An 18,831-nucleotide genomic window follows, 5' to 3' on the forward strand; every position below is an offset into this window, starting at 1 on the left:
ATGGACAGCCAGCTGGAGCGGCTTCTGGCGGATCTCAAGGCCGATCGCGTCTCCAAGGAGCACGTCAAGCAGTTCTTGAAAGCCCGTCAGGAACGGACGGCGAAGCACCGTCAGGACCGGACGGGACCGCTCACGGACGCCCCGGACACGGCGCCGTCACCCGAGTTGCTGCGCTGCCACCCGGTCTGGCGGGCGGCGGACAGCCCCGCGACCGGCCGCGAGCCCCGACATGTGGTGCTGCTGGCCGGGCCGTCGGCCCTGGCGGACGCCCTGCGCCGGCAGGACGTCACGGTCGACGTACGCCAGCTGCGGACCGGGGCCACCGGCCTGGCCGACCGCTACGCCGATCTCGCGGGCCAGGTGCTCACCGCGCTCCGCGCGCTGGCCGGCGACCCGGAACTGCCCGCCACTCTCGTGCAGCTCGTCTGCTCCCTGCGGGGAGAGGACGCCCTCCTGTCCGGCCTGATCGGCATGGTCAGAAGCGCGGGCCTGGAGAACCCCGCAATCGTGCCCCAGCTGCTCCTGGTCGACCCGGCCGCCGAGCCGGCGCAGACCGCCGCCCGGATCCTGGAGAGCCGCGAGCGTGGCGAGGACCGCGTCGTGCGGTTCCGCGACAGCGTGCGCGAGGTACTGACCTGGCAGGAGTCGGCGAGCCCCGAGCACACCGCCATGCCCTGGCGGGAAGGCGGCACGTACGTCGTCACCGGCGGCCTGGGCGGGCTCGGACTGATCTTTGCCCGGGATCTGCTGCGCTCGGTGCAGAAGGCGACCGTCCTGCTGAGCGGCCGCTCCGCGCTCGACAGCGACCGGCGCCATCTGCTGGAGGGTCTGTACCGGCCGCAGGCGCGGGTGGAGTACGCACAGCTGGATGTGGCCGACCCGGACGCCGTTGAGGCGTACCTGGCCGGCGTGCGGCGCGAGCACGGCGCCATCCACGGCATCATCCACAGCGCCGGGGTGATCCGGGACAGCTTCGTGTCCCGCAAGAGCGCGGAGGAGCTGCGCGAGGTCCTCGCTCCGAAGACGGCAGGCACCCTCAACCTGGACGCCGCCAGCAAGGACGACGCCCTGGACTTCTTCGCCCTGTTCTCCTCCACAGCGGCGATCACCGGCAACGTCGGCCAGTGCGACTACGCCGCCGCCAACGCGTTCCTGGACGCGTTCGCCCACCACCGCGGCGGCCTGGTCGCGCAGGGCCTGCGTGCGGGGCGCAGCCTCTCGCTCAACTGGCCGCTGTGGGCCGAGGGCGGGATGCCGGTGGACGCGGAGACGGAGCAGGTCCTGCGCGAGCAGACCGGCATGCACGCCCTGCGCACCGCGTCGGGCATCCGGGTCTTCCACGAGTCCCTGGGGTCCGGGCACTGCCAGGTGATGGCGGTCGAGGGCGACGGCCCGCGCATCCGCCGGACCCTGCTCGGGCAGCCGGCGGCCACCACCGGGTCCGCCCCGGCCTCCGCGCCCGCCCCCGCGGGTGTTGAGGGCATCGGCGAGGAGGCGCTGCGCGACAAGGTCGTCAGCAGGCTCCGGCAGCTGCTCAGCGGTGTCATCGGCCTGCCCGTCGCGAAGATCGACGCCCAGGTGCCGCTGGCGGACTACGGCATCGACTCCATCGTCGTCACCCGGCTCAACCGGAAGCTCGCCGAGAACTTCGCGGATCTGCCCAAGACGCTGCTGTACGAGTTCAACTCGCTGGACGCCCTCGCCTCCTATCTCGTTCGGACGCGCCGGCAGGGCTGCCTGGACTGGACGGGGACGGCGGCCAGCCCGGCGCCCCTGGCCGCTCCGGCGCCTCAGTCGACGCACACCCCCGCCGAGCGGCAGGCACCCGCGGCGGCCCCGGCCACCGCCGCTCCCCCCGAGGACGCGATCGCCGTCATCGGCATGAGCGGGCGCTTCCCGCAGGCCCGCAACCTGCGGGAGTTCTGGGAGAACCTCGCCGCCGGCCGTGACTGCGTCACGGAGATCCCGGAGGACCGCTGGCCGCTGGAGGGCTTCTACCACCCCGACCGCGACGATGCGGTGGCAGCGGGCCTGAGCTACAGCAAATGGGGCGGATTCCTCGACGGATTCGCCGAGTTCGATCCGCTCTTCTTCGCCATCTCCCCGCAAGAAGCGATGAGCATGGACCCACAGGAGCGGCTGTTCCTGCAGGAGTCCTGGAACGTGCTGGAGGACGCCGGCTACACCCGGCAGCGGCTGGCCGACGCCCATCGCCGGAGGGTGGGCGTCTTCGCCGGCGTCTCGAAGACCGGGTTCGACCTGTACGGGCCCGACCTGTGGAAACGTAACGAGAAGCTGCACCCGCTGACCTCGTTCGCCTCGGTGGCGAACCGCGTGTCGTACCTGCTCGACCTCACCGGGCCCAGCCTGCCGGTCGACACCCTCTGCTCGTCGTCGCTCAGCGCCGTCCACCAGGCGATGCAGCACCTTCGCCGCGGCGAGTGCGACCTGGCCGTCGCAGGCGGGGTCAACCTCTACCTGCACCCGTCGAACTACACCCTGATGTCCGGCAAGCGGATGCTGTCGGACGACGGCACGTGCCGCAGCTTCGGAGCCGGGGGCAGCGGGTTCGTGCCGGGGGAGGGTGTGGCCGTCGTCCTGCTCAAGCGGCTGTCCGATGCCGAGCGGGACAACGACAACATCCGGGCCGTCCTGCGCGGCAGCAGCATCAACCACGGCGGCCGCACCAACGGCTACACCGTCCCCAGCCCGGTCGCGCAGGCCGAGGTGGTGCGCGAGGCGCTCGCCGGGGCGGGCATCCGCGCCGACGAGGTGAGCTTCGTGGAAGCGCACGGCACCGGCACCGAACTGGGCGATCCGATCGAGGTCGAAGGGCTGACCCAGGCGTTCGCGTCGGGCTCCGGGCAGCGCTGCGCCATCGGCTCCCTGAAAAGCAACATCGGCCACCTCGAGGCCGCCGCCGGCATCGCCGGGCTGCTCAAGGTCATCCTCCAGATGCAGCACGGGCAGCTCGCGGCGGGCCTGCACGCGCAGGAACCCAACCCCAACATCGACTTCGCCCGCACGCCGTTCCACCTCCAGCGGGAGACGACCGCGTGGACGCGGCCCGCGGTCACGGGCAGCGACGGACAGAGCGCCGGGGGCGACCGGATCGCCGGCGTCTCCTCGTTCGGCGCCGGCGGATCCAACGCGCATGTCGTCGTGGCGGAGTACCGCCGTATCGACCCTTCGCCGGTCCCCGCACCCGAGGGCGCCCCGCGGTTGATCGTCCTGTCGGCGAAGGACACCGACCGGCTGCGGGACCGGGCCCGGGACCTCCTCGACTGGCTGCTCCCGCAGGACCCCGCCGTTCTCGACCTCGACGCCGTCGCCCACACGCTGCAACTCGGCCGCGAGGCGATGGACGTACGCCTGGCCCTGGCCGTCGGCCGGGCCGCCGACCTCACCGCGAAACTCGCCACGTTCGTCGCCGGCGAGCAGGACATCGAGGACCTGCACGTCGGCAACGTCAAGGAGCACCGGGAGGCGCTGACCGCCCTTGGTGACGACGGCGACATGGCCGCCACCGTGGACATGTGGATCGAGAAGGGCAAGTTCGACCGGCTGCTCGGCCTGTGGGTCAAGGGCCTGAACGTCGACTGGGGCAGGCTGTACGGCTCCCGGCGCCCCCGAATGCTTCCGCTGCCCGGTTACCCCTTCGCCCGCGAGCGCTACTGGGTGGGCGACCTGGCCGAGGTGGCCGGCCCCGTGGCTCCCGGCGCCGGCCGGCTGCACCCGCTCCTGCACACCAACACCTCCACCCTCGACGCCCAGCGGTTCGGCTCGGTCTTCTCCGGGGAGGAGTTCTTCCTCACCGACCATGTCGTCAACGGCCGCAAGGTGCTGCCCGCGGCCGCGTACCTGGAGATGGCGCGGGCCGCGCTGGGCGCCTCACTGGACGCGCCGACGGGCCGTATCGTGCTCCGTAATGTGGTGTGGGCCCAGCCCCTGACGGTCGCCGAGCACGCAGCACGCGTCACGACGACGCTGTACGCCGCCCCGGTGCCCGGCGGCGCCGAAGCGGCCGACGAGGTGGCCTTCGAGATCTCCAGCGTCGCGGAAGGCGAGTCCGACGCGGACGCCGTCGTGCACAGCCAGGGGACGGTGCGCGCCCTCGCCGCTGTTGCCCCGGTGGCCGTGGACGTGGCCGCGCTGCGCGCGGCGTGCGATACCGCACAGCTGGACGCCGACGCGTGCTACCGCGTCTACCGGTCTCTGGGTCTCGAATACGGTCCCGCGCACCGCGGCATCGAGAGCGTGGCGCTCGGTGACGGGCAGGCGCTGGCCCGGCTGCGACTGCCGTCCGGGCCGCCTGCCAAGGCCGACGGGTACGTACTGCACCCGAGCCTGCTGGACGCCGCGCTGCAGTCCGCTGTCGGCCTGTTCGGCCGCGACGGCAACCTCGCGGACCCCGCCCCCGCCACGCTGCACCTCCCCTTCGCGCTCGACGAGCTGGACGTCCTGGGGCCGTACACCGCGCAGATGTGGGCGTGGGTCCGTTACAGCGACGACGACCAGCCCGAGCTGGGGATCCGCAAACTGGACATCGACCTTCTCGACGACGCCGGGGTGCAGGCCTGTCGCCTCCGGGGATTCACCTCCCGGGCGTACGCCGCGGACGCGCCCGCCGGCCGGACCGGCGGCAGCCTGCCTCCCGGTGACGTGAGCGTCGCGGCCGCTGCCGCGCAGGACAGCGGCGCCCTCCCGGAGAGCACGCTGGAAGAGCGGACCGGCCAGTACCTGATCGACTTCCTCGCCTCCGAACTGCGCGTACCCGCCGAGCGGATCGACGCGGACGACGCCCTGGAGCACTACGGCATCGACTCGATCCTGACGATGAACCTGACCAACCGGCTGGAGAAGGTCTTCGGTTCGCTGTCCAAGACGCTGTTCTACGAGTATCAGAGCATCCGCGCCCTGGCCGGGTACTTCGTCGGCGCCCACCGGCCGCGCCTGGTCGAGCTGCTCGCGGCCAGCACCCCGGAGCTGTCCGCGACCCCGGCGGACGTGCTCACCCCCCGGGACGGGACACGATCCGCGCACACCCGCCCGGCGGCCGTGCGGCGCGGCCGCCGGGAACCGGCGGTCGCGGACACGGAGATCGCCGTCATCGGACTGGCGGGCCGCTACCCTCAGGCGCGGAACATCCGGGAGTTCTGGCGGAACCTGGCCGAGGGCCGCGACAGCGTCACCGAGATCCCCGCCGAACGCTGGGACCACGGCCCCTTCTTCGACCCGGACAAGAACGCGCCCGGCAAGACCTACACCAAGTGGGGCGGCTTCCTGGACGGCGTCGACCGCTTCGATTCGCTGTTCTTCAACATCGCCCCGCGCGAGGCGGCGTTCATGGACCCGCAGGAGCGGCTGTTCCTGGAGTGCGTGCACGAGACACTGGAGGACGCGGGGTACACCCGCGAGGCGCTGAGCCGCTGCGACGACCGCGGTCTGCCCGGCAACGTCGGTGTCTTCGTGGGGGTGATGTACGAGGAGTACCAGCTCTACGGCGCCCAGGAGCAGGCGCGCGGCCGCAACGTCACGCTGTCCGGCAGCGCGTCGACCATCGCCAACCGGGTGTCCTACGTCTTCGACCTGCACGGTCCGAGCATGGCCGTCGACACCATGTGCTCGTCGTCGCTCACCGCGCTGCACCTGGCCTGCCAGAGCCTGCGGACGGGTGGCTGCGAAGTGGCCGTCGCGGGCGGTGTGAACCTCTCGCTGCACCCCAACAAGTTCCTGATGCTCGGCAGCGGCAAGTACGCGTCGAGCAAGGGCCGGTGCGAGAGTTTCGGGCAGGGCGGAGACGGCTACGTCCCGGGGGAAGGCGTCGGTGCAGTCCTGCTCAAGCCACTCGCCCGGGCCCGCGAGGACAACGACACCATCTACGGCGTCATCCGGGCCACCTCGGTCAACCACGGCGGCAAGACCAACGGCTACTCCGTCCCCAACCCCCGCGCGCAGTACAACGTCATCGGCCACGCGCTGCGTGAGGCCGGGCTCGCCGCGGAGGCGGTGAGCTACGTCGAGGCGCACGGAACGGGCACCTCACTCGGCGACCCCATCGAGATCACCGGACTGAGCCAAGCCTTCCGCGAGCACACCGACCGGACGGGGTTCTGTGCGATCGGGTCGGTCAAGAGCAACATCGGGCACGCCGAGAGTGCGGCCGGGATCGCCGCGCTCACGAAGGTGCTGCTGCAGATGAAGCACGGCCAACTCGCGCCCTCCCTGCACTCCGAGGTACTCAACCCCCACATCGACTTCGAGAGCAGCCCCTTCTACGTGGCGCGGGAGCTGGCGCCGTGGAGCCGCCCGGTGGGCGCCGACGGCGCCGAGGCGCCCCGGGTCGCCGGCATCTCCTCGTTCGGGGCGGGCGGCTCGAACGCGCACGTGATCGTGGAGGAGTACCTCCCGGCTCCACGCCCGGCCGGCGCTTCCCCCGTGCAGGACGGTCCCGCCGGTCCCGTCCCCGTCGTGCTGTCCGCGCGGACCGAAGACGGCCTGCGGGCCCAGGCCGAGCAGCTGCTGGGCTGGGCGACCGGGGACGAGGGCGCCACGGCCGTGCTCGCGGACATCGCCCACACCCTCCAGACGGGTCGGGAGGCCTACGAGGAGCGCCTCGGGTTCATCGCGGCCACGACCGGGGAACTCATCGGTAAACTACAGGCCTTCCTGGCCGGCGAGCCCGCGGTCACCGGCCTGTACCGGGGCCGGGTGGAGCGCCGGCAGGGCACCCTGGCCGTTTTCACCGCGGACGCGGAGCAGACACGGACGCTGGAGGCGGCGCTCGCGCGGAGCGCGTACGGCGAGCTCCTCCAGCTGTGGACGACGGGTCTCGTAGTGGACTGGTCGAAGCTGCACCCCACAGCCGCCGCGGCGCCGCGCCGCATATCGCTGCCGACCTACCCCTTCCAGGGCGAGCGTCACTGGCTGGCCGACGACGCCGCGACCGCCCGGGGCCGGGCGGCTCCGGCGCAGCTCCACCCGCTGGTGCACGTCAACAGCTCCACCCTGCACGGTCAGCGCTTCACCTCGGTCTACACCGGCGAGGAGTTCTTCCTCCGCGACCACCAGGTCAGGGGCAGGCCCATCCTGTCCGGTGCGGCCTGCCTGGAGCTGGCAAGGGCGGCCGTGGCGGCCTCGGTCGACGCGCCGTACCGCGTCTCGGCCATCCGCAACGTGGCCTGGACACGGCCGGTCACCCTGCACGAGCCGGGGCTCACCGTCGAGATCCATCTGCGCTCCGAACAGGACGGCGAGATCGGATTCACGCTGCTCAGCCCGGGCGACCCGGCCACCGGATCCGCCGACACGGTCCACAGCGAGGGCTCGGTGCAGGTGACCGCGCACCCCGCGGCGGCGGACCCCGATGCCCGCGTCGACCTGTCGCGACTGCGGAAGGTGTGCTCCACCCCGGGGCCCGACACCGACACGTTGTACGCGACCGCCGAGGCGCGCGGTATCAGTTACGGTGCGGGCCACCGCGGCGTCGAGCGCCTGTGGACGGGCGCGGGACAGGTCCTGGCCAGGATCGTGCTGCCGTCGGTGGTACGGGACACCCAGGACGCCTACGGGCTCCACCCGTCGACCGTGGACGCGAGCCTCCAGGCGTGTGCCGGCCTGCTGCCCGCGACGGCGGGCGAGGAACAACTGCTGATGCCGTTCGCGCTGGACGAGGTCGAGATCCTCGGTCCCTGCCCGCCGGAGGCGTGGGCCTGGTTGCGGGACAGCGCGGGCCGGCAGGACGAGGGCCTGCGCCGCATCGACATCGACATCTGCGACGACGAAGGGCGGGTGTGGGTCAGGATCAACGGCGTCGCGCTGCGCTCGGCCCCGGCTGCCACCGCCGCCCGGGAACTGTTCGCCGTTCCCCACTGGGTGACCGCGGGCCCGGCTCCGGTCACCGCCCCGGCGCCCGAGGGCCTGGTGCTGGTCGTGGAGCTCCCCGAGGTCGCCGCGGCCCTGGAGGCGCAGGGTGCCGCGCGTGTCGTGCGGCTGTCCTCGGCCGCCACAGATGTCGGGCGCCGCTACACCGACTACGCGCTCCACGTCTTCGACGAGGTGAAACGACTGCTCGGGGCGCCCGCCCACCACCCGGTCCGGATCCAACTGGTCGCCCCGGCCGTCGAGGCGTCGCTGTGGACGGGCCTGGCCGCCATCCTGAAGTCGGCCGCACTGGAGAATCCGCGGCTGCTCGGCCAACTGGTGCTGGTGGACCCGCAGGACACCGCGGAGCGCGCCGCGTCCCGGGTGACGGCGGAGCGCGGGGTCCTCGCGGACGTCGCGGTGCGCCATCTCGGCGGTCTGCGCCAGGTCCTGCGGTGGCGTGAGGAGGACGTCCAGCGCCGGTCGGCGGTGGCGCCCTGGAAGGACGGCGGCGTCTATCTGATCACCGGGGGCGCCGGCAGCCTGGGCAGGGTCTTCGCCCAGGACATCGCCCAGCGCATCCGTGGCGGCCGCATCGTGATCGCCGGCCGTTCGCCCCGCGACGCGCACAAGGACGCGCTGCTGGAACAACTGCGGGCTCACGGCGCAGAAGCGATCTACGTACAGGCGGACGTGGCGGTCAGGGACGACGTCATGGCGCTCGTCGCGGACATCCACGAGCGGTACGGGCGGCTCGACGGCATCCTGCACGCGGCCGGGTTCACCAGCGACGCGTTCGTCATCAAGAAGGACGCGGACGAGTTCTCCCGCGTGCTGGCACCGAAGGTCGCCGGACTGGTGCACCTGGACGAGGCCACCCAGGACGCGGATCTCGACGTCCTGGTCGCCTTCTCCTCGGTCGCCGGGGCCCTCGGCAACATCGGACAGACCGACTACGCGGCCGGGAACGCGTTCATGGACGCCTTCGCCGCCCACCGCAACACGCTGGTGGCCCGGGGCGAACGGCACGGCAGGACCCTGTCGGTCGCCTGGCCCCTGTGGGCCGACGGCGGGATGCGCGTCGACGAACTGACGGAGCGGTCACTGCACGAGCGCTTCGGGCTCGTGCCGCTGCCGGACGAGGACGGGCTGCGCGCCCTGTACGTGGCCATGGCATCACCGTCCGACCAGGTCATGGTGGTGGCGGGCGACCGCACCAGGATCGCGCGGACCCTCCTGGCGGGACTCCTCGTGGACACCCCCGCACCGCGGCCCCGGCCTGCGCCGGACACCGCGACCGCCCCCGGAGGGAACACGGCGGAGGCGCCCGCGCAGGGCCCTGACGAGAACACCACGCAGCAGGCCGTGGCCTACTTCAAGCGGCTCCTGGCCTCGGTCATCGACCTGCCCGCCGACCGGATCGACGCCGAGGCGTCGCTGGAGGAGTACGGCGTCGACTCCGTGATGACCATGGAGATGACCCGCACCCTGGAGGAGGTCTTCGGCACGCTTCCGAAGACCCTGTTCTTCGAGCACCGCACCATCACCGCCCTGACCCGCCACCTCCTCCAGACCCATCCGCGCCACATCGGGGAGCTGATACCCGCCGCGGGTGGGCGCCGACAGCCACCCGCTGCGGCGCCGGACGCCCCGGAGCAGCCCGTTCCGGTGACGGGCCGCACCTGGCCGCCCGTACCGTCCGCCACCGCGACGGTGCGTACCACCGCCCCGGCCCCGGTCACGGCAGCCGGCGACACAGCGATCATCGGCCTGGCGGGCCGCTACCCCCAGGCGCGGGACGTACGGGAGTTCTGGCAGAACCTCGCCGCCGGCAAGGACTGCGTCACCGAGATCCCGGCCGACCGCTGGGACCACGAGCGCTTCTTCGACGCGCGCAAGGGGACACCCGGGAAGTCGTACAGCAAGTGGGGCGGATTCCTCGACGGTGCCTACGACTTCGACCCGCAGTTCTTCAGCATCTCCCCGCGCGAAGCGGAGATCATGGACCCGCAGGAGCGGCTGTTCCTGCAGTGCGTGCACGAGACCCTGGAGGACGCCGGGTACGTCCGGGACATCGGCAAGGACCGTACGGGCAACCTGCTCGACGGCCGGGTGGGTGTCTTCGTCGGAGTGATGTACCAGGAGTACCAGCTCCACGGCGCCCGGTCGCAGGAGGCCGGTGCGGCGCCGGTCGTGTCGGGCAGCTCCGCGTCCGTGGCGAACCGGGTGTCGCACGTGTTCAACTTCCGCGGCCCGAGCCTGAGCGTCGACACGATGTGCTCGTCGTCGCTGACGGCCGTGCATCTGGCCTGCCGGAGCCTGGAGTCGGGCGACTGCGACACGGCGGTGGCCGGGGGAGTGAACCTCTCGCTGCACCCGAACAAGTACCTGCTCCTCAGCCAGGGCCGGCTCGCGGCGAGCGACGGCCGCTGCGCCAGCTTCGGCGCCGGAGGCGACGGCTATGCACCGGGCGAAGGTGTGGGCGCGATCCTGCTCAAGCCACTGGCGCGGGCGATCGCGGACGGCGACCGGATCTACGGCGTCATCAAGGGCACCGCCGCCAACCACCGCGGCAGGACCAGCGGTTACTCGGTTCCGGAACCGCTGGGGCAGGCCGGGGTCATCGGTGAGGCCCTGCGGCGGGCCGGCGTGAACGCGCGGGACGTGAGCTACATCGAGGCGAACAGCGTCGGCACCTCCCTGGGCGACCCGGTCGAGATCGCCGGGCTGTGCAAGGCGTTCGCTCCCGACACCGACGAACGGGGGTTCTGCGCGATCGGCTCGGTGAAGAGCAACATCGGGCACGCGGAGAGCGCGGCCGGTATCGCCGGCATCACCAAGGTGCTGCTCCAGCTCCAGCACGGCCGGCTGGCCCCGTCCCTGCACGCCGCGGAGCTCAACCCGCACATCGACTTCGAGCAGACCCCGTTCGTGGTGCAGCAGGTGGGCGCAGCGTGGCCGGCCCCCGCGGCGGCCGACGGCACACGCGGCACACTGCCGCGCGTCGCGGGCGTATCTGCGTTCGGGGCCGGCGGCTCCAACGCCCACGTCGTGATCGCGGAGTACGTCCCGGGCAGCCCACCGCCGCGTCCGCCGGCCGGCGCCGACCCGCGGGCCGTGATCCCGCTGTCCGCGCGTACGACCGAGCAGTTGAGGGAGCGGGCCGAACAGCTGGTGGCGTGGCTGGACCGCCCGGAGAACGCGGGCCTGGCCCTCACCGACGTCGCCTACACCCTCCAGGTCGGCCGCGAGGCACGGGAGGAACGCCTCGGAGTCGTCGCTGCCTCCGTGCCCGAGCTGGTCGAGCGCCTCGGCCGGTTTTCGGCGGGTGAGTTCGCCGCAGGGGACATCGTCCGTGGTTCGGTCGCCGACGGCGCCCAGGCACTGACTCTGTTCGCGTCGGACTCCGACCTCGAGGTGATGATCGCGGCGTGGGCGGAGAAGGGGAAGTACGAGAAGCTGCTCGAACTGTGGGTCAGCGGGGTGCCGGTGAACTGGCAGTACCTCCACCGGAGCGGGACTCCGCGGCGCATCGCGCTGCCGAGTTACCCCTTCGCGGCCGAGCGGTACTGCGCCTTCGACGAGGTGCCCGCCGCCCAGCCGCGGGCGCTCGGCGGACCGGCGCCGCTGCACCCCCTGGTCCAGGTCAACACGTCCGACTTCACCGAGCAGCGCTTCACCTCCGTCGTGACCGGCCAGGAGCGCTTCCTGGGTGAGCACGCCGCTCGCGGTGTGCCCGGCGCGGCCTTCCTCGAGATGGCCGTGGCCGCGTGCTGCCTCAGCAGCAGAACCGCTGTGGATCCCGCCACCCCGGTGGTGCTGCGCGACGTCGTCTTCGCGCGGCCGCTCGATCCGGCCGACGGCCCCCGCGAGACGCATGTGGGTCTTCGTCCGGAGGACGACGGTGACATCCGGTTCCGGATCACGAGCACACCGTCGGGCGGGGACGGCGAGAGTGACGCCGTCGAGCACAGCGAGGGCGTCCTGTACTTTGCCGAAGAAGTCGGGGAGACCGTGCTCGACGTGCCCGCTCTGCGGGAGGCCTGCCGCGGCGTCGGCTTGACCGCCGATCAGTACTACCGGCGTCACCACGACGGCGGGCTCGCGTACGAACCCGCGTATCGCGCGGTCGAGCACGTCTGGACCCGGCCCGGGCAGGCCCTGATCCGACTGGCGCTGCCCGACCCGGTCCGCGACACCGAGGACGGCCTGGTGCTGCATCCGGGCCTGCTCGACGCCGCGGTGCGGGCCTGCTCCGACCTCCTCGTCCGGCCGGCCGGGCAGCGGGCGGCGGGCGGCGGTGGACCCACGGTGATCCGCGCCATCGACGAAGTTCTGGTCCTCGACGCCTGCACGCCCGCGATGTGGGCCTGGATCCGGCCCGGCACACAGCCGGCCGGCCAGGGGCGGGCCCCCGGGTTCGACCTCGACCTGGCCGACCAGGAAGGCCGCGTCCGCGTCCGCGTCGGGGGGCTCTCCTTCGACCCGGCCACGTCCGACCGTGTCGACCCCGGGTCGGCGATGCCTGCCCCGGCAGCGGAACACCCCGAAACGACCCCGGCCGGTGGGACGCAGGCCGTCGGGCAGCCGGTACTGCTGCGCTCGCAGTGGCAGGCCCGGCCCGCACCGGCCCGGCCGTCCGGCGCCGCCGGCCGCCCGGTGGTGCTGCTCGCCGGAGTGCCCGAACTGGCGCCCCTCCTGCGGGGCGACGACGCCGACGTGTTCCTGCTGACCGCCGACGACGAAGCCCCGGAGGGCCGGTACGCCGCCTACGGCGTGCAGGTGCTGCGCCACCTGCGCTCCCTGCTGCGCGCGGCCGGCGGCCGCAGCCACGTCCAGCTGGTGATTCCCGGTACACCCGACGCGACCCTGCTCACCGGCCTCGCGGCCATGTTCAGGACGGCCCGCCTGGAGAACCCGGCGGTCACCGGTCAGGTCGTCGTACTGGACCGGACGGACACCCCTGAGCGCGCCGTGGCGCGGATCCGGGAGAACCGCGGCTGCCCCGAGGAGACCCTCGTGCGGTACGTCGACGGTCGGCGGGAGATACAGGACTGGGCCGTGTGCGCCGGCCCTACGGCGCCTCACACACAGCCGTGGAAGGAGAACGGTGTCTATCTCGTCGCCGGCGGAGCGGAGGGGCCCGGACGGATCGTCGCACGGGAGATCGCCACACAGGCGGGGAACGCGACCGTCATCCTCGTCGGCCCCTCCCCGCTGGACGCCGAGTCCCGTGAGGCCTTGCGGGAGCGGGCACCCGGCAGCACGGTGTGCTACGAGCAGGCCGACCTCTCCGGCCGGTTCGCGGCGGACGCACTGGTCGCGCGCGTTCTGGAGCGGCACGGAGCGATCGATGGAGTCATCCACGCTGCCGGGACCGCCCGCGAGGCGCTCATCGTCGACACATCGGGCCGGGACTTCCTGGACGGTGTGGCCCCGAAGGTGGCGGGGGTGGTGAACCTGGACACCGCGACCCGGGCGCTCCCGCTGGACTTCTTCGTGACCTTCTCCTTCCTGTCCGGGACGGACGGTGGCGTCGGCCGGGTCGAGGGCGCCGCGGCGAACGCGTTCCTGGACGCCTACGCCCGCCACCGGCAGGACCTCGTCGCCGGCGGTGAGCGCTTCGGGCACAGCCAGTCCGTCAACTGGCCGCTGGGCGCCGACGGCCGGCCGCAGTGGGCGCACCCCGATCCCGGCCCCCGCCCGCCGGGCGCCCCGGTCCCGGCGCCGGACGGTATCGGTGACTTCCACCGGATCCTGCACTCCGAGTACAGCCAGGTCATGGTCGCGGTTCCGCCTGGCGGCCGCACTTTGAGGGACGCCTCGGTCCCGACGCAGCGGAAGTTCCCTACTTTCACCACCGATGGGACGAATTCGTGAAGCACTATGACGGCGACCTGCTTGAGGAGAAGGCGAGCGAGTTCCTTGAGCGCCTTCTGTCCGAGATCACCAAGCTCCCCCTCGGCCGGGTCGATGCCCGGGCCGCGTTCGAGAGCTTCGGTCTCGACTCGGTCATGGCGATGACCATGACGGCGCGGCTGGAAGCGGTCTTCGGGTCGCTGCCCACCACCTTGTTCTTCGAGTTCGCCACACCACGTGAGCTGGCCCGGCACCTGGTCGCCACCCGTCGGCCGGCCGTGTCGAGGCTGCTCGGACAGGCCGCGCCCGCCCCGGCCGCCCCGGCTGCCGACGCCCCGCCCCCCGCCGGGCCGGCAGCCCGTGCCGGCGCCCGGTCCGCAGGCCCGCTGCGACGCAAACCCCTGTCGTCGCCCCGGTGGTCCGCGCAGCAGACCGACCAGCCGTCGCCGCCCGCGCCCCGGCCCGCGCCCACTCTCCCCGAGCGGCAGGGGCTGGACATCGCGATCATCGGCCTTGCCGGGCGCTACCCCAAGGCCCGCACCGTTGACGAGTTCTGGGCGAACCTGGCGGCCGGACGCGACTGCGTCACCGAGATTCCCGCCGACCGTTGGGATCACGAGGCGTACTTCGATCCGAACCCGGACGCCCCCGGCAAGACGTACAGCCGGTGGGGCGGATTCATCGACGGGGTCGACGAGTTCGACCCGCTGTTCTTCAGCATCTCGCCCGTCGAGGCGGAGCGGATGGATCCGCAGGAGCGCATGTTCCTGCAGTGCGTCTACGAGACCGTCGAGGACGCCGGATACACCCCTGAGCGGCTGAAGGCCCCGACGCACACCGGCCGCAAGCCCGCCATCGGCGTCTACGTCGGCGTGATGTACTCGGAATACCAGCTGTACGGAGCCCAGGAGCAGGTGCTCCAGAACCCGGTGGCCGTGTCCGGGAACCTCGCGGCCGTCGCCAACCGGGTCTCGTACTACTTCGACTTCCAAGGCCCCAGCATGAGCGTCGACACCATGTGCTCCTCGTCGCTGACCGCCATCCAGCTGGCGTGCCAGAGCATCGGGTCCGGCAGTTGCGACCTGGCGATCGCCGGCGGGGTCAACGTCTCGGTACACCCCAACAAGTACCTGCTCCTCGGTCAGAGCCGGTTCGTCTCCAGCACGGGCCGCTGCGAGAGCTTCGGCGAGGGCGGCGACGGATACGTACCGGGCGAGGGCGTGGGCGCGGTGCTGCTGAAACCGCTGGCACGGGCCATTGCGGACCGGGACCACATCCACGGGGTCATCCGGGGCGTCGCCGTCAACCACGGGGGCAGGACCAACGGCTACTCCGTTCCCAGCCCCACCACCCAGGCCCGCGTGATCACCGACGCCTGGCGGCAGGGCGGCATCGACCCCGACGCGGTCAGCTACATCGAGGCGCACGGCACCGGCACGGCCCTCGGGGACCCCATCGAGGTCGCCGGACTCGCCCGGGCCTTCCGCGGGCACACACGCGACGGCCGGTTCTGCGCGATCGGCTCGGTCAAGAGCAACATCGGCCACGCCGAGAGCGCCGCCGGTATCTCCGGGCTCACCAAGGTGCTGCTCCAGATGCGGCACGGCAAGATCGCCCCCTCGATCCACTCCACCGACCTGAACCCGAACATCGACTTCGACGGCACACCTTTCAGGGTCCAGCAGACCCTCACCGACTGGCCGCGGCCGGTCACCACGGTCGACGGCGAGGAGCGCGAGTTGCCGCGGATCGCGGGCATCTCCTCCTTCGGCGCGGGCGGTACCAACGCGCACCTGGTCCTTGAGGAGTACCGTCCGGACCCGGACGACGCGCCGGACCCGGCGGACGCCGCCGGAGCCCCCGTCCCGGTCGTGCTGTCGGCCCGCACCACTGAGCTCCTGCGCAAGAAGGCGGCGCAACTCGCGGACTGGATCGAGCAGCAGCACCTCGCGGCCGTCGACCTGCCGGCGCTCGCCCACACCCTCCAGGTGGGCCGGGAGGCCATGCGGGAGCGGCTCGGGCTCGTCGTGGCCGGCCTGCCGGACCTACTCGCACGCCTGCGGGAGTTCGGTGACGGACGCCAGGACGTCGAGGGGCTGGTACGCGGCAGGGCGAGCGCGTCGGGCGCCGGTACGGGCGAGCCCGAAGCGGACGCCCGGGGGGACCTCGCGGGGCTGCTGGCGTCGTGGGTCAAGGGCGCCACCGTCGACTGGCACTCCCTGCACGGCAGCCGGTGCCCGGCCCACCTGGCCCTGCCCTCCTACCCGTTCGCCAGGAACCGGTACTGGATCGACACCACACGCTCCGCCGCGGCCCTCGCTCCGCAGGGCCCGGCAGCGCAGTCCGGCGCCGACGTGACCGGCGACCAGCAGCCGGCCGCCCTCCTCTTCGCGGAGTCCTGGGAACCGGAGGCGCTACCCGCCGTCCGCCGGGCCGACGCGCCGCGGATCCTGCTCTGCCTGTGCGCCGACCCGGCGGACCGAGCCGAGCTGGCGCGGACCGCACGCGAGCTGGATCCCGCCCTCACCCTGCTGTTCGTCACCCGGGGACGTGGCTTCGCCCGGACGTCCGACCACTCCTACGAAGCCGACCACGAATCCCCGGACGACTGCGTCCGCGTGTTCACGGACATCAGGTCGCGGTACGGCGCGGTCGACGGCGTGGTGAACCTGTGGTCCCTGGACGACGCGGGGCCCGGCGCGTACACCCTCACCGTGCACCTCCTGCAGGCGATCGCCGCGTCGGGGCTGCCGGTGGGCCGGGTCCTGCAGGCCGGAGAGTTCCACGACGGGATCGGGCGGGCGTACACGGAGTCGTGGCTCGGCTTCGAGCGCTCCCTCGGCAGGGTGCTTCCCGACGTGGGGTTCGCCGCCGTCCTGGAGGAGGCCCAGGACGGGCCCCGCAGGACAGCCTGCGGCACCTGGTTCGAACGCCTGTGGAACGAGTGGTCCGCCGGGACGTCCAGCAGCGTCCTGTACCGCGCCGGTACGCGACAGGTCAGCCGGGTGCGGCCGAGCCTGCCCGGCGCAGGCAAGCACCTCCTGCGGCCGAACGGCACGTACCTCATCACGGGCGGCACCGGCGGCCTGGGCCTCCTGCTCGCCGAGCACCTGGCCAGGCTCTGGTCGGCGCGCCTGGTGCTGACCGGGCGCTCGGCCCTGGACGCCGGCAAACGTCGCAGCATCGCGCGGATCGAGTCGCTGGGCGGCGAGGTCCTCTACCAGCAGGCCGACGTCTCCGACCGGCAGGCCATGCGCGAGGTGGTGGCCGCGGCGCGCGAGCGGTTCGGCCCGATCCACGGCGTCGTCCACGCCGCCGGCGTCACCGAAGGCAACTCGCTGCTTACCGGAGACGCCCGGTCCTTCCAGGATCTGCTGTCCGCCAAGGTGGACGGCACCCGCGTACTCGACGACGTACTGGCCGCCGAACCGCTCGACTACGTCTGTTACTTCTCGTCGACCTCGGCGGTCCTCGGCGACTTCGGCGGCTGCGCCTACTCGGTGGCCAACCGCTTCCAGACGTCCTATGCCCGCCACCGCGAGGAGCGGGTGCGCCAGGGAGCACTGTCCGGCGCGACGGTCGCCATCAACTGGCCCCTGTGGAGCGGCGGCGGTATGGGCTTCGAGGACGCGGACGGCGTCGAGTTGTACCTCTCCGCCAGTGGGCTGCACCTGCTCGGGGAAGCCGAGGGCCTCACGCTCTTCGAACACCTCCTGCGAGAGGGACCGACCCAGCAGATCGTCATGGCAGGCGATCCGGTACGCGTACGGCGCCTGCTCGACGCGGACCCGGCGCCGGCGGCAGCACACCGTGACGCTCTCGCTGCCACACCTGTCACCGACACGGGCGCCGCCCGCCGTGCGGACGTCCCGGACACGGAGACCATGCAGGACACAGATGTAGCGACGCTGGTGCTCTCGGCCCTCAAGACCGGGATCGTCGACGTACTGCGGGTACCCCGCGAGCAGATCCACGCCGACGAGAGCCTCTCCGAGCTGGGGCTCGACTCGGTCAGCCTGATCAAGCTGGCCAGGGCCCTCGGGGAGAGCCTCGCGATCGAGGTGCTGCCCTCGATCTTCTTCTCCTACCCCACCCCGCAGAAGCTGGTGGCGCATCTGGTCGCGGAACACGGCGACGCGCTCCGTCGGCACGGCGCGGCGGCCACAGCCGCGGACAGCGCCCCGGCGCCTGCCGCGACCCCGGCTGCGGAAAACTCCGCAGCCGCCGCCGACGAGCGGCCCGTGGCCGCTTCGGCACCGCGGCCCGGGGCGCACACAGAACCGGAACCGATCGCCGTCATCGGCATGAGCGGCCGGTTCCCCGCCGCCAGGTCCGTCGAGGAGTTCTGGAAGAACCTCCTCCAGGGCAAGGATGCGCTGACCCCCGTCCCGGGGGACCGGCGCGCCGACTGGGACGGGCTGGAGGCTGACCAGCAGGACGCCGTACGCTGCGGATTCGTCCCGGGAGTCGCGGAGTTCGACGCCGCGTTCTTCGAAATATCGCCACGCGAGGCACGCACCATGGACCCGCGCCAGCGACTCCTGCTCCAGGAGGCATGGCATGCCCTGGAGGACGCCGGCTACGGCGACCGGAAACTGCGCGCCGGGACGATCGGCATGTTCGTCGGTGCCGAACAGGGTGACTACCCCGAGCTGACCGGAGGCGAAGGCGGCATCACCGCCCAGCACGAGGCGATCATGGCCTCGCGCCTCGGCTACCTGCTCGACTTCTCCGGCCCGGTGCTCGCGATCAACACCGCCTGCTCCTCGGGGCTGACAGCCGCCCACCAGGCATGCGCGAGCCTGCGCGGTGGCGAGTGCGACACCGCGCTGGTCGCCGGCGTCAGCCTGGCGACCACCGCGCGCGGCTACAGCGAAATGGGCAGGTCGGGCATGCTCTCCGAGAGCGGCGTCTGCCACGCCTTCGGTCAGCAGGCCGACGGCATGGTCCTCGGCGAGGCGGTCCCCGCCCTCGTACTCAAGCGCCTGTCCCAGGCGGAAGCCGACGGCGACCGCGTCCTGGCCGTGATCCGCGGCAGCGGTATGAACTACGACGGACGGACCAACGGCATCACCGCGCCGAGCGGCGCAGCGCAGGCACGGCTCTACC

The 18,831-nt window shown here is 72.4% G+C and carries 2 protein-coding genes (1 of these 2 cut by a window edge); both read left to right on the forward strand.

Translation table 11 applies throughout. The annotated features are described in order from the left end of the window. Positions 1–13,743 carry an SDR family NAD(P)-dependent oxidoreductase gene (locus tag ACH4VO_RS28305; protein ID WP_360993803.1) on the forward strand — a complete coding sequence of 4,581 codons (13,743 nt, stop codon included), beginning with the start codon at positions 1–3 and terminating at the stop codon, positions 13,741–13,743. Beyond that, a protein-coding gene (locus tag ACH4VO_RS28310; RefSeq protein ID WP_360993806.1) for an SDR family NAD(P)-dependent oxidoreductase crosses the window boundary here: on the forward strand, positions 13,740–18,831 show its 5' portion. Its footprint extends 3,551 nt past the window's final position; only the first 5,092 of its 8,643 coding nucleotides appear in the window; it begins with the start codon at positions 13,740–13,742; its stop codon lies beyond the right edge, outside the window. The genes ACH4VO_RS28305 and ACH4VO_RS28310 overlap by 4 nt, the downstream gene beginning before the upstream one ends.

The sequence above is a fragment of the Streptomyces sp. NPDC020780 genome, assembly GCF_044334475.1.
Taxonomy (GTDB): domain Bacteria; phylum Actinomycetota; class Actinomycetes; order Streptomycetales; family Streptomycetaceae; genus Streptomyces.

What these genes read in the sequence shown, in the direction of transcription:
- ACH4VO_RS28305 (WP_360993803.1), top strand. Translation starts at nt 1, where the DNA reads ATGGACAGCCAGCTGGAGCGGCTTCTGGCGGATCTCAAGGCCGATCGC.